Genomic DNA, 23,061 nt, shown 5'->3' with positions numbered 1-23,061 from the left:
CATGGAATGTGTCTCCGTGTGCGTCGGGCGCCGCGCGATGCGTGGGTCCGAAGCGGTCGATGTGCTTCGGATTGTAGGAGCGCACGCACTCGTCTCCAATATTTGAGTGCACTGTCCAGATAATGAGAATTTGGCGGAAAGCCGCGACAGCCACGGGAAACGGCCGCGCCATGTGCACGGGGGCGGAACCCGCCGCGTCGCAGGTTCCGCCCCCGTTTGCCCGCATGCGCCGCGCTTACTGCTGGTTCGTGCTGCGCGCCTGCATGTAGCGCTGCACGTCGGAGAACGACACGCGGCCGCTGCCGCTCGCGTCGATCTGCCGGAAGTGGTTCGCGACATAGCCGAGGCCGGCCGCGCGCGCCTGCGCTTCGGTGATCGAACCGGTGTTCTTCGAGTCGGCCGCGCCGAACTGCTGCGCGAGCTTGCGCACCACCTGCGCGTGCAGCGCGGCGCCGGTCGTCTGCGTGCCGGCAGTCGGCTTGCGCGCCGCCGGCGGCACGTACGGATCGCCGAGCTGCGCCTGGCGTGCGCGCGCCGGTGCGGCGGCGTCGCTCGCCTGCGCGAACGCGGACACGGATGCTGCAACGCCGGCGCATGCGAGCGCCGTGGCAACGACGATGAAACGTTTCTTCATGTCAGGCTCCAGTCTGGAATGAGGTCGTCGACGGCCGGCGACCGGCACCACCACGGGCGCGCGTCGCCAGGCCCGCCTGTCGCATCAGTGCGCGGCCGCGTTGTAGAAGGTCACGAGGTCGGCCTTCTCCTGCGGACGCGACGTATCGTCGAGATAGACCATGTGTCCACCCTGATAGTCCTTGATCGTCAGGTTCGGTTGCGACCCGAGCCGCGCGAGGTCGAGCTCGGTCTGGTAGAACGGCGTCGCGATGTCGTGATACCCGTTCAGCGACAGCACCTTCAGCGACGGATTCAGCGTCAGCGCCGCCGCGAGATCGGGAATCGTGTCGGGCATTGCGAGGCCGTCGTGCGTCCAGTCCCAGGTCTGGATCGCATTGCTGCTGAGCGAGTACGCCGTCTGCGCGCTGTACTTCAGCACGTTCGGCAGGTAGCTGCCGATCGTGTCGGTGAACGGCTTCGTGATGAACGTGCTCGACGGGTCGCCGTCCGCCGCGAGCGGGCTCGACGACGGCACGTTCACGCGCGCGTCGTAGCGGCCGATCAGCGTGCCCGGGATCAGCGCCACCTGGAAGCTGTTGTCGAAGAAGGTCGGAACCACGTTGAAGTCCGCATTCCACAGCGACTGCTTCACGCCGGTCGAATTCACCATCGTCGTGACGAGCGTCGGCGACGGCGGCGTGTGGCTCGCGAGATACGCGTTCACGGCGGGCGTGTAGCTGCCGGCCGTCAGCAGGCGCATCTGGTCCGCATACTGCGGCAGGCTCGACGGGTTCGGATTGTCGAGCTGGTAGTACGCGCCGACGGTGCCGTAGGACGGCACGAAGCCCGCGCAGCTCACCGGGCTCGACCCGTTGTTCGAGTTGCCGATATAGTCGCTCGCCATGTCGCAGTTCGCGTTGTAGTTCAGGATCGACGACTGCAGCACGATGCCGGCGAGCTTCACGCCGGCCGTCTCGAGCAGGTTCGCGAGCACGTCGGTGCGCGGCGTGCCGTACGATTCGCCGAACAGGTACTTCGGCGAATCGTTGCGCTGGTTCGCGGCGAGGTAGCGCGTCACGAAGTCGCGGAACGCGCCGCCATCCTGGTCGACGCCCCAGAACGTCTGGTTCGTGTTCGGCGCGATCGCCTCGGAGAAGCCGGTGCCGATCGCGTCGACGAACACGAGGTCGGTCGTGTCGAGCAGGCTCTCCGCGTTGTCGACGAACGGGAACGTCGACGCGTTCGCGTTCGGGTCACCGGTCTGGATCCGCTTCGGACCGAACGAGCCGAGATGCAGCCATACCGATGCCGAACCGGGGCCGCCGTTGTACAGGAACGTGACGGGTCGTTTCGCCGCAGGCTGGTTGTCGGCCGTGTAGGCGACGTAGAAGAACGATGCTTCGGGCGCACCCGTCTGCGGATTGCGTGCGACGAGATGGCCGGCGGTGGCCGTGTAACGGATCGTCTTGCCGTTCAGCGTGATCTGGTGATGGGTGATGGCGGCCTTTTCAACCGCGGCGGACGCGTCGAGCGATGCGGTCGCACTCGACGAATAACTGTTGGGATCGTTGTACGGCCTGTCCACCTGTGCGGCGGGATCGGCTGAATTGTCGGCACCTGCCGCGGCGGACGACGTCACGTCGTCGTTGCAGGCCGTCAGAATCAGCGAAGAGAACACAACCCCCAACAACAGCTTCGCTTTGCTCGCTGGCATCGTTGCTTTCCTTCTCTCGTATGTTTTTTGTGTCGAGCAGCCGGGTAAGCCGCCCCCCGCCTCGAATGCGGCCGATAAGCCGAGGCGCTGGCCAATATACGCGAGCGGGTGGGCTTTGAAAAATTTGGAAATATTTGATCGGCGCTCGGTGCAGTGCACACCTTTCAGGAATGCTTCGATTCACGAACCGTTGCATTTCACGTTGCTTTCAGCGGCTTTTGCGTTTACCCGGCAACACTAAAACCCCGCGATTTTCGCGCCATATCGGCAAACAAAGCCGCGCGGCCGCGGGCATTGCTCAGCAAACCGAAATAGACGATTTCGTCTAATGGATGCGACCCGAAACGGGGGCGGCGTGAATGCGCTGCAGCGCACCATCGGCGCGCCGGCGACAGAACGGACAATGCGACGGCGCGAGCGCGCCGCTCACTGCGATTGCGGAAGCTCGGCCGCGCCCATCCGGCGGGCAATCACGGCCGCGCGCTGCGCCTGGTAGGCCGAGCCGCGGTGCGCGTCGAACCAGCGCGGCTTCGGCAGCATCACCGCGAGGCGCGCCGACTGCCACGCGCCGAGCCGGCTCGCGGGAATCCTGTAGTAATAGCGTGCGGCGGCCTCGGCACCGTACACGCCGCGCCCCCATTCGACCGAATTCAGGTAGATCTCGAAGATCCGCTCCTTGTCGAGCACCGTCTCGAGCATCCACGTGATGATCAGCTCCTGCCCCTTGCGGATGTAGCTCTTCTCGCGCGACAGGAACAGGTTGCGCGCGAGCTGCTGCGTGATCGTCGAGCCGCCCGCGACGATCCGGCCGCGCGCCTTGTTCTTCTCCCACGCCTGCAGGATCGCGTCGACGTCGTAGCCGTTGTTGGTCGCGAAGGTCGAATCCTCCGATGCGATCAGCGCGCGCTTCAGGTTGCGCGAGATCTGGTCGTACGGCACCCACCGGTGCTGGATCTGCGCGGGCGGCTTGTCGCGCGACAGCCACCACGCATCGGTGCGCATGAACGCGGTCGAACCGGGATTCACGAACGACCACAGCGCGATCTGCACGAGATAGAACAGCTGCGTCGCGAGCCATGCGCCCGCGAACACCGAACCCGCATAGACGATCCAGCGCGTCGGGCTGATCGTCCGCGCGTGCTGCGTGCCGCTTACCGCCACCACCTGCCGTGCTCCGCTCAGGTCGCCGCGAGCGCCTGACGCAGCGCGGCCAGCACCGGTGCACCATCCGGCCGCACGCCGCGCCAGATGAAGAACGATTCGGCCGCCTGCTCGACCAGCATCCCCAGCCCGTCGGCCGTGCGCGCGCCGAGCGACGCCGCATGCTGCATGAACACGGTCGGCTGCGCACCGTACATCATGTCGTACGCGAGCGTGCCCGCGCCGAACGCGGCCGCGTCGCACTCCGGCAGCGCCGCATCGAGGCTGCCGGCCGTCGCGTTGATCACCACGTCGTACGGCTCCGCGCGCACCACGTCGGGACCGCCGCCCGCGAGCGTGCAACCCGCATCGTGCGCGGCCTGCGTGAACTGGCCGACGAGCGCCTCGGCCTTGCTCGCGGTGCGGTTCACGATCGTGATCGACAGCGGCGCGCGGTCGAGCAGCGGCAGCACGACGCCGCGCGCGGCGCCGCCCGCGCCGAGCAGCAGGATGCGCGCGCCCGCGAGCGACACGCCGAGATTCGACTCGATGTCGCGCACGAGGCCGACGCCGTCGGTGTTGTCGCCGTGGATGCGGCCGTCGGCGTCGATGCGCAGCGTGTTCACCGCGCCCGCCGCCGCCGCGCGCGGCGACAGTGTGTCGGCGAGCGCATGCGCGTCGAGCTTGAACGGCACCGTCACGTTCGCGCCGCGGCCGCCTTCGGCGATGAACGCGCGCACGGCGGCCTCGAAGCCGTCGACCGGCGCGAGCCGGTGCTCGTAGACGATCGCCTCGCCCGTCTGCGCGGCGAACTGCGCGTGGATGAACGGCGACTTGCTGTGCGCCACCGGATTGCCGAACACCACGTAGCGGTCGGCACCGCTCGTCGACGCGACTGCGCTCATGATGCGCGCCCCTCTTCGCTTGCCTGGCTGTTGGCGTTCGCGGCCTCGCCGCCTTCGGCCGTCACGCCGTCCGACTCGGCCAGCGCTTCGGCCTCGGATTCCGCCGACGCGTCTTGCGCATCGACCAGCGTATCGTCGCCGCCTTCAGTCTCTTCTTCTTCATCCGCCGCATCGCCACTCGTCACGGTCGGCGCGTCGAGCACGTTCAGCAGCCGCACCGACGCCTCGATCGTCAGCTCGTCGAGCGACATCACGTCGAGCAGAACGCGCGTGCCGCGCGCGTGCACGCCGAGGCCCGGCACGTGCAACAGCAGCGGAATTTCCTCGAGGCGCACGAGATCGCCCTTCACGACGCTCGCGACGACGTGCTTCTTCTGCTCCTGCGCGAGCCAGCGCAGGCACCAGAAATACTCCATCCGGCGCTGATAGTCGGCGTACGCGGAATAGGTGTCGTCGAAGCCCTGCACGACCGCGTACAGATCGGCGTCCTTCGGCTTGAACGGTGCGGCGAGCTTCGCGGTGACGCCGTGCTGCACGCACGCGAGCAGCTGCCACTGGTTCACGAGGTCGACATAGCGGCGCAGCGGCGATGTGCTCCATGCGTACTGCGCGACGCCGAGACCTTCGTGCGGCGCGGCCGACGTCTGCATCCGCGTGCGCTTCGGGCCCGGCGCGCCGAAGCCGCGCTGCGAGCGGTAGATGCCGGGCACCGTGTGATCGTGCAGGAACGCGCCCCACGTCGAGTTCGCGAGGATCGCGAGCTCCGACACGATCAGGTCGAGCGGCGACCCGCGACGGCGCGGCGTGATCGACACGCGCTCGCCTTCGACGTAGAAGTTGTAGTCGGTGTTGCGCTGCACTTCGCGCTTCAGCCCGTAGCCCGCGCGTGCGACCTGGCGCTTCTCGAACAGCGCCTGCGCGAGCGGCCACAGCACGGCGATGTCGTCCTTGTGCGGATAGTCGCCGGTGCCGGCCGCGAGCGTCTCTTCGTTGACGAGCTCGTCGAGCGTGTTGTGGCGCAGGTTGTTCTTCACGAACACGAGTTCGGCGCGCGTCTCGTTCGCGACGATGTCCTGCGTCTCGCGGTTGACGATGATGTACAGCGACAGCGCCGGGCGGTAATCGCCCTCTTTCAGCGTGAATACGTCGACGACGTCGTCCGGCAGCATCGTGATCTTGTCGCCCGGCATGTAGACGGTCGACAGGCGCGCGCGCGCGATCGCGTCGACCGCATCGCCGCGCACGACGCCAAGCGCCGGCGCCGCGATGTGCACGCCGATCCGCACGCGACCGTCGGACAGGTGCTCGACCGAGAAAGCGTCGTCGATTTCGGTCGTCGTGATGTCGTCGATCGAGAACGCCTCGACGTCCGCGCGCGGCAGGTCGTCCGGCAGCGGGCCGACCGTGACGGCCGGGAAGCCCGTGCCGTGCGGGAAGAATTCCGCGAGGAAGCGCGCCTCGTGCAGCGCACGCGGCGACTCGATGCCGCCGCAGTCCAGCATCAGCCGCGCCGGCGACACGCCGCGCGCGCCGGCCGCGGCCTCGAGCGCCTTGTATTCGATCGCGTTCTTGTCCGGCCGCGTCAGCATCCCGAGCACCTTGCCCGCGAACGCTTCCGGCAGCTTGCCGGCCTTCAGTTCCTCTTCATACTGCGCCTGGACGAGCGCCTGCTGACGCTTGCGCTCGAGCGACGCGAGCGCCATCTTGAGCTGCTCTTCCGGCGCGCGCTGGTACTGGCCACGCCCCTTGCGGCGGAAGTAGACGGGCGAGCCGTGCAGCCGCAACACCAGCGCCGCGCGCTCGACCGGGCCGTACGTCGCGCCGAAGTACTCGGCGGCCAGCGCCGTGTACGCGAACTCCTCGGCCGGCGCGCATTCCCACAGGAAATCCAGGTCGATCTGCTGCGCGGCCGTATCGGCTTCCTGCATCAGCTCGCCCGCGGCCGGCTTGTCGAATTCGATCAGCACGTCCTTTGCGCGCACCTTCGCCCGCCGCCCGCCGGGCAACTCGACCTGAAACGCGTCGCCCTGGCGCGACAGCACGCTGCCCGCCTTGAAACTGCCCGATTCCTCGAAGAAAACGTTCACTCAGTACTCTCGTTCAGACTGCCGGGCGCCGCGTCGGCGGCGCCGGATGATGATGGGAATTCGATCGGCATGACGCCGGGTTCATGACGTCGTTTCGTCGCAAAAGGCGAGAACGTCGTCGACATAGTCGGCAAATTCGCTGATTCCGTGATCGCTGCCGTCGATCACCCGCGTTTTCGCGCCCGGGTAATGGGCGAGCATCTCGCGGTAGTCCAGCACTTCGTCGCCGGTCGCCGCGAACAGATAGTAGCGTTCGGGGCGCGAAATCGCCGGCACGCGCAGCGCATCGAGCTCGCGCAGGTGATGGCGTTCGACGACGATCGACCCGCCGCCGTGCCACAGCGGCTGTTCGCCCAGATATTGTTCGAGATCGCGCTGCGGCACGATCGCCGGATTCAGCAGCACCGCCTTCCAGCCGTGCTTTTCGGCGAGCCAGGTCGCGTAGTAGCCGCCGAGCGAGCTGCCGATCACCGTCACGTCGCGCGCACCGGCCACCTCCGCTTCCGCGACGGCGATCGCGTCGAGCGGCGACACCGACAGCGACGGGCATCGCCACTCGTGCATGCGGCCGAGCTCGGCCATGCGCGCCGCGAGCAGCCGCGACTTCTGCGACTCCGGCGACGACCGGAACCCATGCAGGTACAGGATCACGCGCGGCTCCCGAGCGCGTCGAGCAGCTTCTGGTGCACGCCGCCGAAACCGCCGTTGCTCATCACGAGCACGTGGTCGCCGGGGCGCGCCGCCGCGACGACCGACTTCACCAGCAAGTGGAGATCGTCGAACGCGCGTGCCTTGTCGCCGAGCGGCGCGAGCGCGTCGCCCAGGTTCCAGCCGAGCGCGTCGCGCCCGGTCGGCGCGCCGTAGCCGAACACGAGATCGGCGTCGGCCAGACTGGCCGGCAGTTGCGCCTTCATCACGCCGAGCTTCATCGTGTTCGAACGCGGCTCGAGCACCGCGAGAATGCGGGAATTTTGGCGGCCGATGCGCGCACGAAGGCCGGCGATCGTGGTCTCGATCGCGGTCGGGTGGTGCGCGAAGTCGTCGTAGACGGTCACGCCGTCCACGCTGCCGCGCACTTCCATGCGCCGCTTCACGTTGCGGAACGCCGCGAGGGATTCCGCCGCCTGCGCGGGCGGCACGCCGACATGGCGCGCAGCGGCGATCGCCGCGAGCGCGTTCATCCGGTTGTGGTCGCCCTGCACCTGCCACGCGACTTCACCGACGCGCTCGGCCTGCGAATACACCGCGAACCGTTCGTCGACCGGCACGCCGTCCTCGGCCGGCAGCGCCTGCCAGCCGCCGTCGACGCCGAAACGCTCGACCTCGCTCCAGCAGCCGCGCGCGAGCACGCGCTCCAGCGCGTCCGAGCGGCCGTTCGTGACGATCCGGCCGACGCCCGGCACGGTGCGCACCAGATGATGGAATTGCGTTTCGATCGCGGCGAGATCCGGGAAGATGTCGGCGTGATCGAATTCGAGGTTGTTGAGCACTGCGGTGCGCGGCCGGTAGTGGACGAACTTCGAGCGCTTGTCGAAGAACGCCGTATCGTATTCGTCGGCCTCGATCACGAAGAAGCTCGAATCGGTCAGCCGCGCCGACACGCCGAAATTCAGCGGCACGCCGCCGATCAGGAAGCCCGGGTTCAGGCCGGCATCCTCCAGCAACCACGCGAGCATCGACGACGTGGTCGTCTTGCCGTGCGTGCCCGCGACCGCGAGCACCCACTTGCCGGCCAGCACGTGCTCGCCGAGCCATTGCGGACCCGATACATACGGCAGGCCGCGATCGAGGATCGCCTCCATCAGCGGGTTGCCGCGCGTGACGACATTGCCGATCACGAACAGGTCGGGCTTCAGGTCGATCTGCTCGGCGCCGTAGCCTTCGATCAGCGTGATGCCCTGCGCCTCGAGCTGCGTGCTCATCGGCGGATAGACCCCCGCGTCGCAACCCGTCACCGTGTGGCCCGCCTCGCGCGCGAGCACGGCGAGACCGCCCATGAAGGTGCCGCAGATGCCAAGAATGTGGATGTGCATAGATGAATGCTTTCGCGCCGCCGGGCGCCGTCGATTCGGAAAGGAAGGTCTGCGGCTCGCCGGACAGGCCGCCCGGCCAACGACTTTCGCCGCGACACAAAGACCGTCATTGTAACTGACGGCCCGTCGTGCCCGGCAGCCCGAACGATGCGCGCGGATGCCGCCGGGCGCGGCGGGCGGCGCGCAGCCGCACCGCGTTCGGGCGCTGCGGCGATCGAGTATGATTGCCGGATCATGTCTCGCAAATCTCTTGTCGACCCGCGGCGCGCCCGCGAGGAAATCGCCCAGTCCGCCGCCCGCCTGATCGCGGAGGACGGTCTCGATTACGCCGGCGCGAAGCGCAAGGCTGCGCGCCAGCTGTTCGGCGATTCGCGCGTTGCCGGCGAATGGCTGCCGGATAACGACCTGATCGAGGAAGAACTGCGCGAGTACCTCGCCTTGTTCCAGAGCGACACGCAGCCGGACGAACTGCGCCGCCTGCGCGAGATCGCGCTCGACTGGATGCGCCGGCTCGCCGAGTTCAATCCGTATGTGACGGGCGCGGTGCTCAATGGCACCGCGAACGAGCATTCGGACATCCATTTGCAGATATTCACCGACAACCCGAAGGACGTCGCGATCTACCTGCTGAACCAGAACGTCCAGTACGACGTCTCCGAGACGCGGCATTTCGCCGGTCGCGCCGACGTCGAGACGCTCAGCTTCCTGTGGCGCCCGCGGCGCGACGTGGACGCGATCGGCATTCATGTCGCGCTCTACGCGAGCGACGACCTGCGCGGCGCGGTCAAGGCCGACGCACGCGGCCGGGTCGCCCGCGCGGACGCCGCCACATTGCGCGCGCTGATCGAGGCAGGCAACGCCCCTTCCGAACCGGAATGATTCAACGATGATGATGAAACGCATGTTGGCGCTCGCGGTCGTCGCGGCCGCCGCCGTCGCCGGCGGGATCGCCGCCGGCCATTGGTTCCGCGTCGGCAGCGCCGACGACGGCGTCGCCGTCGCCGCTCCCGCCACGCCCGCCGCACAGGGCAGCCCCGTCGACCAGTTGTGGGCCGCGTCGCTGACGGGCCTCGACGGCAAGCCGGCCACGCTGGCTTCCTTCAAGGGCCAGAAGGTCGTGGTCAATTTCTGGGCATCGTGGTGCGGGCCGTGCGTCGAGGAAATGCCCGAGCTCGTCGCGCTGTCGCATCAATACAAGCAAAAAGGCATCCGCTTCATCGGGATCGGCGTCGATTCCGACCAGAACGTGAAGAATTTTCTGCAGAAGGTGAAGGTCGACTATCCGGTCTTCGTCAGCGGTTATGCGGGCGCCGATCTGGCCCGCAATTTCGGAAATACGGCCGGCGCGCTGCCGTTTACGGTCGTCATCGACGAAACCGGCAAAATTCGCGAGACAAAATTAGGACAAATCCAACCGGCCGAGCTGAAAAAGACCCTCGACGCGTTGTGATCGCCCTGAACGGTCGCCCGCACGTTGGCGGTGATTTATGCGTCGATCGCCGCAATTTCACGTGAATTCGCCGATACTTTGGATCCGCACCGGTAATTCTTGCAGGTCCGGCGCGTACGGCCGTTCGGCAAAACTAGACAAATTTCTCTAAATAGCGCTAAAGTTCGCGCAATTCCGCAGAAATAGAAGCGACCATGACACGATTGCTGGTGCTGCACGGCCCCAACCTGAACCTTCTCGGCACCCGGGAACCGGAGGTGTACGGCCGCGTCACGCTCGCGCAGATCGATCAGGCGCTTGCCGCGCGGGCGCAGGAAGCCGGTGCCGAACTGTCGTCGTTCCAGAGCAATCATGAAGGCGCGCTCGTCGACCGCATCCAGGCCGCGCGGGAGGAACAGACCGATTTCATCCTGATCAATCCCGCCGCGTATACGCACACGAGCGTCGCGATCCGGGACGCGATCGCCGGCGTTGGCATCCCGTTCGTCGAGGTTCATCTGTCGAACGTGCACCGCCGCGAAGCGTTCAGGCACCACTCCTACTTTTCCGACCAGGCCGAAGGCGTGATCTGCGGGCTCGGCTGGAAAGGTTATCTGTACGCGCTCGAGTACGCGCTGGACAAGCTGCAAAGCACGTCGCGCGGCTGATTTCGCGATCTAGATTCAGCGCCGGTCTCACCCGGCGCTTTCACGTATTGAAAGGGGAATTCCCGATGGATCTTCGTAAGCTGAAAACTCTGATCGACCTCGTTTCCGAATCCGGCATCTCCGAGCTGGAAGTGACGGAAGGCGAAGGCAAGGTGCGCATCGTCAAGAACGCACCGCCGGTCTACGTACAGCCGACGGCTGGGTATGCCCCGCAAATCAGCGCGCCCGCTCCGTCGGCCGCGCTGCCGACCGAAGGCGCCGCCGCGCCGGCAGCTGGCGCTGCCGCACCGGCCGTCCCGCAGGGCCACGTCGTGACGTCGCCGATGGTCGGCACGTTCTATCGCGCACCGTCGCCGGGCGCGGACCCGTTCGTCCAGGTCGGCGACACGGTCAAGGAAGGCCAGACGATCTGCATCATCGAAGCGATGAAGCTGCTCAACGAGATCGAGTCGGACAAAGCCGGCGTGATCAAGGAAATCCTCGTCGAGAACGGCCAGGCAGTCGAATACGGCCAGCCGCTTTTCGTGATCGGCTAAGTCCGCCGCGCGGCCTGCCGGCCGCGCGCCGCCGATGCTCGCCAGGCGCCGTTCGCGCGCCCCTCGAAGAGACGAATACTCGCTATGTTTGAAAAAATCCTCATTGCCAACCGCGGTGAAATCGCGCTACGCATCCAGCGTGCGTGCCGCGAGCTCGGCGTCAAGACGGTGGTCGTCTACTCGGAAGCCGACAAGGAAGCCAAGTACGTGCGCCTCGCGGACGAAGCCGTCTGTATCGGCCCGGCCCCGTCGAACCTGAGCTACCTGAACATGCCGGCGCTGATCAGCGCCGCGGAAGTCACCGACGCCGAAGCGATCCACCCCGGCTACGGCTTCCTGTCGGAGAACGCCGATTTCGCGGAACGCGTCGAGCAGTCGGGCTTCACGTTCATCGGCCCGCGCCCGGAAACGATCCGCATGATGGGTGACAAGGTCACCGCGAAGCAGACCATGATCAAGACCGGCGTGCCGTGCGTGCCGGGTTCGGAAGGCGCGTTGCCGGACGATCCGAAGGAGATCGTGAAGATTGCGCGCGCGATCGGCTATCCGGTCATCATCAAGGCAGCGGGCGGCGGTGGCGGGCGCGGGATGCGCGTCGTGCACACCGAGGCCGCGCTCGTCAACGCGGTCAACATGACCCGCGAGGAAGCCGGCCGTGCGTTCGGCAACCCGCAGGTGTACATGGAGAAGTTCCTCGAGAACCCGCGCCACATCGAAATCCAGGTGCTGTCGGACGCGCACAAGAACGCGATCTGGCTCGGCGAACGCGACTGCTCGATGCAGCGCCGTCACCAGAAGGTGATCGAGGAAGCGCCGGCACCCGGCATTCCGCGCCGCCTGATCGAGCGCATCGGCGACCGCTGCGCCGACGCATGCAAGAAGATGGGCTACCTCGGCGCGGGCACGTTCGAATTCCTGTACGAGAACAACGAGTTCTACTTCATCGAGATGAACACGCGCGTGCAGGTCGAGCATCCGGTATCGGAGCTGATCACGGGCGTCGACATCGTGCAGGAACAGATCCGCATCGCGGCCGGCGAGAAGCTCACGCTGCGCCAGCGCGACATCCAGTTCCGCGGACATGCGATCGAATGCCGGATCAACGCCGAAGATCCGTTCAAGTTCACGCCGTCGCCGGGCCGGATCACGTCGTGGCATACGCCGGGCGGCCCCGGCGTGCGCGTCGACTCGCATGCGTACAATGGCTATTTCGTGCCGCCGAACTATGATTCGATGATCGGCAAGCTGATCACCTACGGCGCGACCCGCGAGCAGGCGATCAGCCGGATGCGCATCGCGCTGTCGGAAATGGTCGTCGAAGGCATCCAGACCAACATCCCGCTGCACCGCGAGCTGATGATCGACTCGAAGTTCGTCGAAGGCGGCACCAGCATCCACTACCTCGAAAACCGGCTCGCACAGAAGCAGCAGGTCGCACCGGAAGAAGCGTAAGCATGAGTTACCGCGAACTCGTCGTCGAACTGGCCCGTGAGCATGCGGAGGCGCTGTCCGACGCGCTGCTCGAACTCGGCGCGCTGTCGGTGTCCGTCGAGGACGCCGACGCCGACACGCCTGACGAACAGCCGCTCTTCGGCGAGCCGGGCCTCGTGCCGGACCGCACCGCGTGGCAGCACTCGCGCGTGGTCGCGCTGCTGTCGCCCGATCACGAACCGGCCGTGCTGCTCGCGGCGGCCGCGAACGAGATCGGCATCGCGGAGACGCCCAGGTTCGACGTGCGCGAAGTCGAGGAACAGGACTGGGTGCGGCTCACGCAGTCGCAATTCGAGCCGATCCCGATCGGCGAGCGGATCTGGGTCGTGCCGTCGTGGCACGACGCGCCCGATCCCGACGCGCTGATCCTCGAACTCGACCCCGGTCTCGCATTCGGTACCGGCAGCCACCCCACCACGCGTCTGTGCATGGAATGGCTCGAGCAGTCGGTAAAGCCCGGCCAGTCGGTGCTCGACTACGGCTGCGGCTCCGGCATTCTCGCGATCCTCGCGAAGAAATGCGGGGCGAACCCCGTGGTCGGTATCGACATCGATCCGCAGGCGGTCGAATCGGCGCGGCAGAACAGCGAGCGCAACCACGCGGAAGTCACGTACGGGCTGCCCGATGCGTGCCCGGCCGACGAATTCGACATCGTCGTCGCGAACATCCTGTCGAATCCGCTGAAGCTGATGGCATCGATGCTCGCGTCGAAGGTGAAGCCGGGCGGGCGCATCGCACTGTCGGGCGTGCTCGCGCGCCAGGCGGACGAAGTCGCGGCCGTCTATGCACGCTACGTCGACATCTCGGTCTGGCGCGAACACGAAGGTTGGGTATGCCTCGCCGGGACCCGGCGGGAAAGCCATTAGAATAGCGCTGTCCTTCACTCTGGCCAGCAGGCCGCCCGGCTCGACATGCTTCTTGCGACGCGCTGCCCTCATTGCGAAACCGTCTTCCGGCTGCAGCAGGAACAGCTCTCGCTGCATGACGGGCTCGTGCGCTGCGGACACTGCCAGCAGGTCTTCAACGCGTCGCAGTCGCTCGTTCCCGAACTCGCGCAGCAGCCCGAGCCGACGCTGACCGAGGCGGCCGCCGCCGCCCCGCAACACGAGGGCGCGCCGGCCCGGCTCTTCACCGCCGACCTGCCGGCCACGCCGGCGTCCGATGCCGACTACAAGCCCGAAGGGTGGGACATGTGGGCGCCGTGGCTCGACGCCGGCGTCGATCCGTCCCTGCAGCACAACGTGCAGACCGTGCGCACCGAGCCGCTGGTGCCGCTGGCGCTGCCGGCCACGGAGGCTGGCGTCGTTCACCTGTCCGGCACACCCGCGCCGATCGCATCCGCCCCGGCCGAGCTGCACGCTACCGCCGCGCAACCGGCCGAACCGGAAGCGACACCGCACGAAACCGACGCATCAGCCACGCCGCCCGCCGAACGCGACCTGCGCGAACCGCGCTTCGTCGCGCACACGCCAGCGAGCGAAGAAGCCGCTGTCGATGGCGCCGAACCGGTCGGCAACGCGCGCTTCGCCGTTCCTGATGACGATCACGCGCCACGCGAACCGCGCTTCGCATTCGCGCCGGCGCAAGCCGCATCCGAACCCGACACCGAGGAACGCGCCCCCGCACCGGCCGCGGCCGCCAGCGAACCCGCCGCACCATTCCCTGCCGCACTCACCGACGACGACCGCCCGCACTTCGCCGTCACGCGCGAGGCGCGCGAACCGCAGCGGCGCGGGTTGCTCGGCGGCTTTTTCGGCGGCCTCGTCGCCGCCGCGCTCGCGGCGCTGCTCGTCGCGCAACTCGCGTGGTGGCAGCGCGAAACCGTGATGATCTACTGGCCCGTCACGCAGGGCTGGTTCCGGCAGGCATGCGCGCCGCTCGGCTGCACGGTCACGCCGCCGCGCGCGATCGACGGCCTGCGGCTCGACGCGACCGACCTGCGCCAGCTCGACGGCCCGCGCGTACTGGAACTGAAGGTGCCGCTGACGAACCGCTACCGCGTCGCGCTTGCCTACCCGTCGCTCGAGCTGACGCTGCTCGACGACACGAATCACGTGACCGTGCGCCGCGTGCTCGCGCCGCGCGACTACGTGCGCCCTGGCACGCCGATCGACGCCGGGCTGCCGCCCGGCACGACGCAGACGATGGTCGTGCGTCTCGAAACCAATGGCACGCCCGCCTCGAATTTCCGCGTCCAGATCTTCTATCCGTGACGCACCGCGGCGCGCGCATGCGCGCCGTCTCAACCCGCGCGCCCGAGCGGCGCGCTATTTCGGAGCACGAACATGAGCAAAGTTACGCTGGGTGGCAACCCGATCGATCTCGCCGGCACGTTCCCGGCCGTCGGCTCGCAAGCCCCCGACTTCACGCTGGTCGGCAAGGACCTCGCCGATCTGTCGCTTGCCAGCTTCGCCGGCAAGCGCAAGGTGCTGAACATCGTCCCGAGCCTCGACACGCCGACCTGCGCGACGTCGACCCGCAAGTTCAACGAAGCCGCGTCGTCGCTCGACAACACGGTCGTGGTCGTCGTGTCCGGCGACCTGCCGTTCGCCGCCACGCGCTTCTGCACGACCGAAGGCCTCGCGAACGTCGTGACGGCTTCGACGTTCCGCGGCGCCCGCGCATTCGCGAACGCGTACGGTGTCGACGTGACGAGCGGCCCGCTGAACGGCCTGACGGCCCGCGCGGTCGTCGTGCTCGACGCGCAGGACAAGGTGATCCACGCGGAACTCGTCGGCGAGATCAAGGACGAGCCGAACTACGACGCAGCGCTCGCCGCACTGAAGTAACCCGCTGGCGCCCGGCCCTGCCGCGCGAGGCCCGACGGTCTCCGCGCGTCGGCCGGGCGGCCACCTCCCTTTGCTCTCTACAGGAACGCACGCCTTGACTACGCTGATTTGCGGCTCGCTCGCCTACGACAACATCATGACCTTCGAAGGCCGGTTTCGCGAGCACATCCTGCCCGACCAGGTTCACCTTCTGAACGTGAGCTTCCTCGTGCCGACGATGCGTCGCGAATTCGGCGGTTGCGCGGGGAACATCGCTTACGCGCTGCACATGCTCGGCGGCGACGCGCGCATCATGGCGACGGTCGGCGCGAACGACGCCGACCGCTATCTCGAGCGTCTCGACAGCCTCGGCCTGTCGAAGGCGAGCGTATGCGTGGTGCCCGAATCGCACACCGCGCAGGCGATGATCACGACCGATCTCGACAACAACCAGATCACCGCATTCCACCCCGGCGCGATGATGCAGTCGCACCTGAACCGCGCGGACGAAGTGCCGGGCGTGAAGCTCGGCATCGTTGCGCCGGACGGCTTCGACGGGATGGTCCAGCACGCCGAGCAATTCGCGAAGGCCGGCATCCCGTTCATCTTCGATCCGGGCCAGGGCCTGCCGCTGTTCGACGGTGCGACGCTGCGCCGCATCATTGAACTCGCGACCTTCGTCGCGGTCAACGATTACGAGGGCAAACTCGTCAGCGACAAGACGGGCTGGTCCGAACAGGAAATCGCCAGCCGGGTTCAGGCGTTGATCATCACGCGCGGCGAGCACGGTTCGACCATTCTTCACAAAAACGGCGAAGAACAGATTCCGGTCGTGCAGGCAGAACGTGTCGTCGATCCGACCGGCTGCGGCGACGCCTTCCGGGGCGGCCTGCTGTACGGCATCGAGAATGGCCTCGACTGGGCAACCACGGGCCGCCTCGCGAGCCTGATGGGCTCGATCAAGATCGCCCATCAGGGGCCCCAGACTTACGCACTGACGCGCGCCGATATCGATGCGCGCTTCGAGGCTGCATTCGGTTACAGTCTCAAATGAATATTGTGGGAGAGCACAGATGTTGACCAACAAAACCCTCACGCTCGCGGCCATGCTGACGGCCACGCTGACGCTCGCCGGCTGCTTCACCGCGCCGGGCTCGGCGGATGTCTATAGCGTCGGCCAGGCGCAGCGCGAACAGACGGTGCGCATGGGCACCGTCGAAAGCGTCCGTGCAGTGCGCATCCAGTCCGACGGCGGCGGCAGCGCGATCGGCACGCTCGGCGGCGGTGCGATCGGCGCGGTCGCTGGCAGCGCGATCGGCGGTGGCAAGGGATCGATCCTGACGGCCATCGCGGGCGGTCTCGTCGGCGCGGTCGCAGGCAATGCGGTCGGCGAAAACCTCAGCACGGCGAACGGTGTCGAAATCACCGTGCGCCTCGATAACGGCGACCTGCGCTCGATCACGCAGGCGGCAAGCGGCGAAATGTTCCGCGCCGGCGAGCGTGTACGACTGCTGTCGAGCGGCGGCGTCACGCGCGTCACGCACTAACCTGCATCCTCAGCACGCGGCGCAAGCCGCGGTCAAACGCATGTGCGAAGCTGCACATGCGTTTTTTTTCGTCCGGGCTCGCCGCCGGCCGGCACCTGGATGAATCCGGACGAAAAAAATCCCGCCACCTGAGCCAGATGGCGGGATCGATTGAGTAGCGCTACTCAACCCGCGGACACCACGTAAGTGTCCGGGTAGTACGGGTCAGCCGCGATTACGGACGGCTGCCGGTCGGGAACGGCCATGCCGCTGCCGGGTTGAGCGCGGTCTTCACGCCCGATGCCGGCGCAACCGATGCGGTCGACGCGGTGGTTGCCGGTGCGGCCTTCTTCACGACGGCCTTCTTCGGAGCAGCAGCCTTCTTGGGAGCAGCAGCCTTCGGTGCAGCCGCCGGCTTCGCCGGTGCAGCAGCCGGCTTCGCAGGAGCAGCAGCCTTCTTGGCGGCAGGCGCAGCCTTCTTCGCAGCAGCCTTCTTCGCGGGCGCAGCCTTCTTCGCAGCAGGCGCAGCCTTCTTCGCAGCAGCCTTCTTCGCCGGCGCGGCCTTCTTGGCAGCAGCCTTCTTCGCCGGTGCGGCCTTCTTCGCAGCAACCTTCTTCACTGCGACCTTCTTGGCTGCAACCTTCTTCGCAGCGGCCTTCTTCGCCGGTGCTGCCTTCTTCGCGGCAACCTTCTTCACTGCGACCTTCTTGGCTGCGACCTTCTTGGCTGCAACCTTCTTCGCAGCGACCTTCTTCGCCGGTGCTGCCTTCTTCGCAGCAACCTTCTTCACCGCGGCCTTCTTCGCCGGTGCTGCCTTCTTCGCGGCAACCTTCTTCACCGCGACCTTCTTCGCAGCAACCTTCTTCACTGCAGCGGCCTTCTTCGCCGGAGCAGCAGCCTTCTTCGCAACGGTCTTCTTGGCAGCAACCTTCTTAGCAGCCGGTTTTTTCTTGGCAGTAGCCATGTTGTTCTCCTTCAGGTTCAGATGAGAGTCAGTTCAAACTACACCCTTCGTCAAAACCCGCTTCCCGCGGACGCTGTTCAGGACGTGCGCTTCGAAGCGGGCTATTCATCGGCGTACGCGGATACCACGCGCTTACGCTAATGAATACGGTATGGCGCGCGTGACCCCATGGCCTCGCGCGCCAAATCAAGTCGGTAGCCGGCGCACCTCGCACCGCCACCCCTAATCGCTTGATCAAGCGGACCGCCACACGGCCGTCCGCTTTTTCCGGAGGGAAGTTTGCCCATCCCACTGAAGGGTTCGCAAAGTGCCGATCATGTCGTTGGGCCGTTAAGGCACCGGGCATACTTTGCATCAGGCGTTCTTGCTCCTAAACCTTGGGCCGGGGCCGAGAGGCCGCCGGCTGCTCCATCATGTGACGGGTTCGCTGCTGCGGGTTATTCCCAGGACAGCGCGCCGCCCGTCTGATACTCGATCACACGCGTCTCGAAGAAGTTGCGTTCCTTCTTCAGGTCGATCATCTCGCTCATCCACGGGAACGGGTTTTCCTCGTTCGGGTACAGCGGGTCGAGGCCGATCTGCTGGCAACGGCGGTTGCTGATGAAGCGCAGATAGCTCTTGAACATCGACGCGTTCAGGCCCAGCACGCCGCGCGGCATCGTGTCCTCGGCGTAGCGGTATTCGAGTTCGACAGCCTGCTTGAACAGCTCGCGGATCTCGGCGCGGAATTCCGCGGTCCAGAGATGCGGATTCTCGAGCTTGATCTGGTTGATCAGGTCGATGCCGAAGTTGCAGTGCATCGACTCGTCGCGCAGGATGTACTGATATTGCTCTGCAGCACCCGTCATCTTGTTCTGGCGGCCGAGCGCGAGGATCTGCGTGAAGCCCACATAGAAGAACAGACCTTCCATGATGCAGGCGAACACGATCAGCGACTTCAGCAGCTTCTGATCCGCTTCGAGCGTGCCGGTCTTGAAGGCCGGGTCCGTCAGCGTATGAATGAACGGGATCAGGAATTCGTCCTTCGCGCGGATCGACGTGACCTCATGGTACGCGTTGAAGATCTCGCCTTCGTCGAGACCGAGCGATTCGACAATGTATTGGTACGCGTGCGTGTGGATCGCCTCTTCGAACGCCTGGCGCAGCAGGAACTGCCGGCACTCGGGCGCCGTGATGTGGCGGTACGTGCCGAGCACGATGTTGTTCGCCGCGAGCGAATCGGCCGTCACGAAGAAGCCGAGGTTGCGCTTGACGATGCGGCGCTCGTCCTCGGTCAGACCGTTCGGGTCCTTCCACAGTGCGATGTCGCGGGACATGTTGATTTCCTGCGGCATCCAGTGGTTCGCGCAACCCGCCAGATACTTTTCCCACGCCCACTTGTACTTGAACGGCACCAGCTGATTGACGTCAGTCTGGCCGTTGATGATGCGCTTGTCGGCGACATTGACCCGCGCTTCCGAACCGCCGGCGGGAACAGCCGATGCTTGCGGCGGCACCGCAAGATCGCCTTCGAAAATGTCACGGACCTGATGGGCGGCAGGCGCTGCAGCCTGCATTCCGACAGCCATCCCAGCGGAGGTGCGCATCGCGTTTTGCTGCGCTCCGCTCGCGGGGGTTACGGCAGTCTTCTCGTCATCCCAGTTGAGCATAAATTCTCACCATCAATTTAGAACGGTTTGTACCATCTTTTCCTGAGCGATAAAAGGGTTCGCTCACGAAAAATCCTTTTTTCGATTCGCGTTGCGACCTCGATACAACACTTTGAGCAACGCATCGTCGTTCATGCAGAGCGCGACGCGTGTCGCACATGTATCGCGAGGTGCGCTCGACGCATCGAACGCTGATCGAAACGCGACGTCGTCGGGGAAGTTTCGATCGCTTGTCACTGCCTGCAACGCGAGTGCCGCGTTACAGATTCCTTATCATTTTTTTAGTTGAGAGCGGCGCACACTTCAACCTCGATCGGTTGTCGTGCGCGCCGCCCGAACCTTCTTCAGGTCATGCGCGCCGCGTTACTGGCAGGCTTCGCACTCGTCGAAGCCAGGATCGCCCGGACGCATCGTGCACACCGGACCGTCTGCTTCGACCGGCGCCAGCGCCGCTGCCGCATTGACCGCACCCGACGATGCATCGCCGCCCGCTGCACCGAAGCCGCCTGCCGCGCCTTGCGCGCCGCCGCTGCTCGAGCCACCGCTCGTCGGCACTGCGTTCAGCGCGCCGTGTGCGACCGTCGACTTCTCGACGTGCGTCGCCGCCATCGTGCGGAGGTAGTAGGTCGTCTTCAGACCACGCAGCCATGCGAGCTTGTAGACCTCGTCGAGCTTCTTGCCCGACGCGCCGCCCATGTAGATGTTCAGCGACTGCGCCTGGTCGATCCACTTCTGGCGACGCGATGCCGCTTCGACCAGCCACGTCGGGTCGACCTCGAACGCCGTCGCGTAAATCGCGCGCAGGTCGGCCGGGATGCGATCGATGCGCGACAGCATGCCGTCGAAGTACTTCAGGTCGGCGACCATCACTTCGTCCCACAGGCCGCGCTCCTTCAGGTCGCGAACCAGGTACTCGTTCACCACCGTGAATTCGCCCGACAGGTTCGACTTCACGTACAGGTTCTGGAAGGTCGGCTCGATGCACGCCGACACGCCGATGATGTTCGAGATCGTCGCCGTCGGCGCGATCGCGACGCAGTTCGAGTTGCGCATGCCGTGTGCGGCGATCCGCGAACGCAGCGACGTCCAGTCGAGCGCCTCGGACGTGTCGACCTCGACGTAGCCGCCGCGCGCTTCCGTCAGCAGCTTCAGCGTGTCCTGCGGGAGGATGCCGCGATCCCACAGCGAACCGCGGTAGCTCGAGTAGCGGCCGCGCTCTTCCGCCAGCTCGGTCGACGCGTAGTACGCGTAGTAGCAGACCGCTTCCATCGAGCGATCGGCGAACTCGACTGCCGCTTCCGACGCGTACGGCGTGCGCAGCAGGTGCAGGCAGTCCTGGAAGCCCATGATGCCCATGCCGACCGGACGGTGCTTCAGGTTCGAGTTACGCGCCTTCGGCACCGCGTAGTAGTTGATGTCGATCACGTTGTCGAGCATCCGCATCGCGACGCGGATCGTGCGCTGCAGCTTGTCGTGGTCGAGCGCGTAGCTGCCGTCGGCCTGCTTCACCAGGTGGGCGACGAGGTTCACCGAGCCGAGGTTGCACACCGCGATTTCGGTGTCGCTCGTGTTCAGCGTGATTTCCGTGCACAGGTTCGACGAGTGGACGACGCCGACGTGCTGCTGCGGCGAGCGCACGTTGCACGGATCCTTGAACGTGATCCACGGGTGGCCCGTTTCGAACAGCATGCCGAGCATCTTGCGCCAGAGCTGCTGCGCCGGAATCTTCTTGAACAGCTTGATCTCGCCGCGCGCGACCTTGTCTTCGTAAGCCGTGTAAGCCGCCTCGAACTCCGCGCCGAACTTGTCGTGCAGGTCCGGGCAGGTCGACGGCGAGAACAGCGTCCAGTCGGCACCTTCCATCACGCGCTTCATGAACAGGTCGGGAATCCAGTTCGCCGTGTTCATGTCGTGGGTGCGGCGGCGATCGTCGCCGGTGTTCTTGCGCAGCTCGAGGAACTCCTCGATGTCGAGGTGCCAGGATTCGAGGTACGCGCACACCGCGCCCTTGCGCTTGCCGCCCTGGTTGACCGCGACGGCCGTGTCGTTGACGACCTTCAGGAACGGGACCACGCCTTGCGACTTGCCGTTCGTGCCCTTGATATGCGAGCCGAGTGCACGCACACGCGTCCAGTCGTTGCCGAGACCGCCGGCGAACTTCGACAGCAGCGCGTTTTCCTTCAGCGCTTCATAGATGCCGTCGAGGTCGTCCGCGACCGTCGTCAGGTAGCACGACGACAGCTGCGAGCGGTGGGTACCCGAGTTGAACAGCGTCGGCGTCGAGCTCATGAAGTCGAAGCTCGACAGCACGTTGTAGAACTCGATCGCGCGCGTCTCGCGGTCGATCTCGTTCAGCGACAGGCCCATTGCGACGCGCATGAAGAATGCCTGCGGCATTTCGATGCGGCTGCCTTCGACATGCAGGAAGTAGCGGTCGTACAGCGTCTGCAGGCCGAGATAGCCGAACTGCAGGTCGCGATTCGCGTCGAGCGCTTCGCCGAGACGCTTCAGGTCGAACTGCAGCAGCTTGTCGTCGAGCAGGCCGGCGTCGACGCCGCGCTTCAGGAACTGCGGGAAGTATTCCGCGTAGCGGGTCGACATCTCTGCCTGGACCACTTCCTCGCCGAGGATCTCGCGACGGATCGTGTGCAGCAGGATGCGGGCCGTGACCTGGCTGTATGCCGGATCCTTTTCGATCATCGTACGCGCAGCGAGGATCGCCGAGTCGTAGACCTGGCTCATCGGCACGCCGTCGTACAGGTTCTTCACCGTTTCCGCGACGATCGGGTCAGGGTTAACCGCAGCGCCGAGATCGTCGCATGCCGACACGATCAGCGCGCGCAGTGCATTCAGGTCGAGCGGGCGCGTGACGCCGTTGTCGACGACGTTGATGCCGGTGCTCGACTCGCCGCCCGCTGCCGCTGCTTCCTCGCCCGCATGCTGGCGCTCGAGGTGACGCTTCTCGCGATACAGCACGTACGCGCGCGCGACGTTGTGCTCGCCGCCGCGCATCAGCGCGAGTTCGACCTGGTCCTGGATGTCTTCGATATGGAACGTACCGCCGTTCGGACGGCTGCGCACGAGCGCGCGCACGACGTTGTGCGTCAGTTGCTCGACGAGTTCACGTACGCGCGCCGATGCCGCGCCCTGCCCGCCGTTGACGGCCAGGAAAGCCTTGGTCACCGCGATCGCGATCTTCGAAGGCTCGAACGACACTACGCTGCCGTTGCGGCGGATCACCTTGTAGTCGGCGAACGTGGCCTGCGGCGCGAGCGCCTGCGCGCCCTGTTCGGTCCCGCCGAGCGGACGGCTCGAGGCGCTCTCGTACTGGGACGTCGCGTTGTCGGTGGTTTGCATGTGCAAAGCTCCTGGTGTTGGATGGTGCGGAGAGAACCGCGGATTAAAACGAACGCTGCGCAATGCGGTGCGCGAGCGGTAAGAGGCGAGCGATGCGTCGGGGAAGCCGGTTCGGTCGATGCGCGACAACCGATCCGGTCGTGTGCTTCGTCATGTGTACCCTGCCCCGTCGAAGTTCG

21 protein-coding genes are annotated in these 23,061 nt (G+C 66.0%); 10 read left to right on the top strand and 11 right to left on the bottom strand.

Annotated features, from left to right (window positions below):
* Positions 1-235 precede the first annotated feature (235 nt).
* From PI86_RS00340 to mpl, 7 genes are all read right to left on the bottom strand, one after another.
* A complete protein-coding gene (locus tag PI86_RS00340) occupies positions 236-634 on the bottom strand; it encodes an EF-hand domain-containing protein (protein WP_039317414.1) in 399 nt (132 codons plus the stop codon).
* 84 nt (positions 635-718) lie between these two features.
* The gene (locus PI86_RS00335) at positions 719-2,329 is read right to left on the bottom strand and encodes a S10 family peptidase (protein ID WP_014898134.1); all 1,611 of its coding nucleotides are present in this window, start codon (positions 2,327-2,329) and stop codon (positions 719-721) included.
* A gap of 426 nt (positions 2,330-2,755) precedes the next feature.
* Complete coding sequence (gene mtgA, locus PI86_RS00330; protein ID WP_039317410.1) at positions 2,756-3,493, bottom strand: monofunctional biosynthetic peptidoglycan transglycosylase; 738 nt, start codon at positions 3,491-3,493, stop codon at positions 2,756-2,758.
* Between the two features lie 14 nt (positions 3,494-3,507).
* The gene (gene aroE, locus PI86_RS00325) at positions 3,508-4,374 is read right to left on the bottom strand and encodes a shikimate dehydrogenase (RefSeq protein ID WP_014898136.1); all 867 of its coding nucleotides are present in this window, start codon (positions 4,372-4,374) and stop codon (positions 3,508-3,510) included.
* Positions 4,371-6,461, bottom strand: a complete 2,091-nt coding sequence (locus PI86_RS00320; RefSeq protein WP_014898137.1) for an RNB domain-containing ribonuclease — start codon at positions 6,459-6,461, stop codon at positions 4,371-4,373. The genes aroE and PI86_RS00320 overlap by 4 nt, the downstream gene beginning before the upstream one ends.
* A gap of 81 nt (positions 6,462-6,542) precedes the next feature.
* On the bottom strand, positions 6,543-7,112 hold the full coding sequence (locus PI86_RS00315; RefSeq protein ID WP_039317408.1) for a YqiA/YcfP family alpha/beta fold hydrolase: 570 nt from the start codon (positions 7,110-7,112) through the stop codon (positions 6,543-6,545).
* On the bottom strand, positions 7,109-8,494 hold the full coding sequence (mpl, locus tag PI86_RS00310) for a UDP-N-acetylmuramate:L-alanyl-gamma-D-glutamyl-meso-diaminopimelate ligase (RefSeq protein ID WP_039317406.1): 1,386 nt from the start codon (positions 8,492-8,494) through the stop codon (positions 7,109-7,111). Before mpl ends, PI86_RS00315 begins: the two co-directional genes overlap by 4 nt.
* A gap of 234 nt (positions 8,495-8,728) precedes the next feature.
* Between mpl and PI86_RS00305 the strand changes: the two genes are divergently transcribed.
* The 10 genes from PI86_RS00305 to PI86_RS00260 all read left to right on the top strand — a co-directional run bounded on the left by PI86_RS00305 (position 8,729) and on the right by PI86_RS00260 (position 16,933).
* A complete protein-coding gene (locus tag PI86_RS00305; RefSeq protein ID WP_039317464.1) occupies positions 8,729-9,373 on the top strand; it encodes a UDP-N-acetylmuramate--alanine ligase in 645 nt (214 codons plus the stop codon).
* 7 nt (positions 9,374-9,380) lie between these two features.
* Positions 9,381-9,944: a TlpA family protein disulfide reductase gene (locus tag PI86_RS00300; RefSeq protein WP_014898141.1), complete on the top strand. Its 564-nt coding sequence runs from the start codon at positions 9,381-9,383 to the stop codon at positions 9,942-9,944.
* A gap of 194 nt (positions 9,945-10,138) precedes the next feature.
* Positions 10,139-10,591 carry a type II 3-dehydroquinate dehydratase gene (gene aroQ / locus PI86_RS00295; protein WP_014898142.1) on the top strand — a complete coding sequence of 151 codons (453 nt, stop codon included), beginning with the start codon at positions 10,139-10,141 and terminating at the stop codon, positions 10,589-10,591.
* A 65-nt stretch (positions 10,592-10,656) separates the two neighbouring features.
* Positions 10,657-11,127, top strand: coding sequence for an acetyl-CoA carboxylase biotin carboxyl carrier protein (gene accB, locus PI86_RS00290; protein ID WP_039317402.1), 471 nt, complete (start codon positions 10,657-10,659; stop codon positions 11,125-11,127).
* 84 nt (positions 11,128-11,211) lie between these two features.
* Complete coding sequence (gene accC, locus PI86_RS00285) at positions 11,212-12,579, top strand: acetyl-CoA carboxylase biotin carboxylase subunit (RefSeq protein WP_014898144.1); 1,368 nt, start codon at positions 11,212-11,214, stop codon at positions 12,577-12,579.
* A 2-nt stretch (positions 12,580-12,581) separates the two neighbouring features.
* A complete protein-coding gene (gene prmA / locus PI86_RS00280; protein ID WP_014898145.1) occupies positions 12,582-13,484 on the top strand; it encodes a 50S ribosomal protein L11 methyltransferase in 903 nt (300 codons plus the stop codon).
* A 45-nt stretch (positions 13,485-13,529) separates the two neighbouring features.
* Positions 13,530-14,831, top strand: coding sequence for a DUF3426 domain-containing protein (locus tag PI86_RS00275; RefSeq protein WP_039317399.1), 1,302 nt, complete (start codon positions 13,530-13,532; stop codon positions 14,829-14,831).
* A gap of 72 nt (positions 14,832-14,903) precedes the next feature.
* Positions 14,904-15,407, top strand: coding sequence for a thiol peroxidase (gene tpx, locus PI86_RS00270; RefSeq protein WP_014898147.1), 504 nt, complete (start codon positions 14,904-14,906; stop codon positions 15,405-15,407).
* A gap of 94 nt (positions 15,408-15,501) precedes the next feature.
* A complete protein-coding gene (locus PI86_RS00265; protein ID WP_014898148.1) occupies positions 15,502-16,440 on the top strand; it encodes a carbohydrate kinase family protein in 939 nt (312 codons plus the stop codon).
* A 19-nt stretch (positions 16,441-16,459) separates the two neighbouring features.
* On the top strand, positions 16,460-16,933 hold the full coding sequence (locus PI86_RS00260; protein WP_014898149.1) for a glycine zipper 2TM domain-containing protein: 474 nt from the start codon (positions 16,460-16,462) through the stop codon (positions 16,931-16,933).
* 214 nt (positions 16,934-17,147) lie between these two features.
* On the opposite strand, the gene PI86_RS00255 is transcribed toward PI86_RS00260, so the two are convergent.
* The 4 genes from PI86_RS00255 to PI86_RS00245 form a co-directional block, all read right to left on the bottom strand.
* A complete protein-coding gene (locus tag PI86_RS00255; protein ID WP_039317396.1) occupies positions 17,148-17,876 on the bottom strand; it encodes a histone H1-like DNA-binding protein in 729 nt (242 codons plus the stop codon).
* 28 nt (positions 17,877-17,904) lie between these two features.
* Complete coding sequence (locus tag PI86_RS15740) at positions 17,905-18,231, bottom strand: hypothetical protein (protein WP_080599407.1); 327 nt, start codon at positions 18,229-18,231, stop codon at positions 17,905-17,907.
* Between the two features lie 82 nt (positions 18,232-18,313).
* A complete protein-coding gene (locus PI86_RS00250) occupies positions 18,314-19,525 on the bottom strand; it encodes a ribonucleotide-diphosphate reductase subunit beta (RefSeq protein ID WP_039317393.1) in 1,212 nt (403 codons plus the stop codon).
* A gap of 363 nt (positions 19,526-19,888) precedes the next feature.
* Positions 19,889-22,882 (bottom strand): ribonucleoside-diphosphate reductase subunit alpha, encoded by a 2,994-nt coding sequence (locus PI86_RS00245; protein ID WP_039317390.1) that lies wholly within the window; start codon positions 22,880-22,882, stop codon positions 19,889-19,891.
* Between the last annotated feature and the right edge of the window lie 179 nt (positions 22,883-23,061).

The sequence above is a fragment of the Burkholderia sp. A9 genome (assembly GCF_000801975.1).
This window is presented reverse-complemented; position numbering and strand designations above follow the sequence as displayed.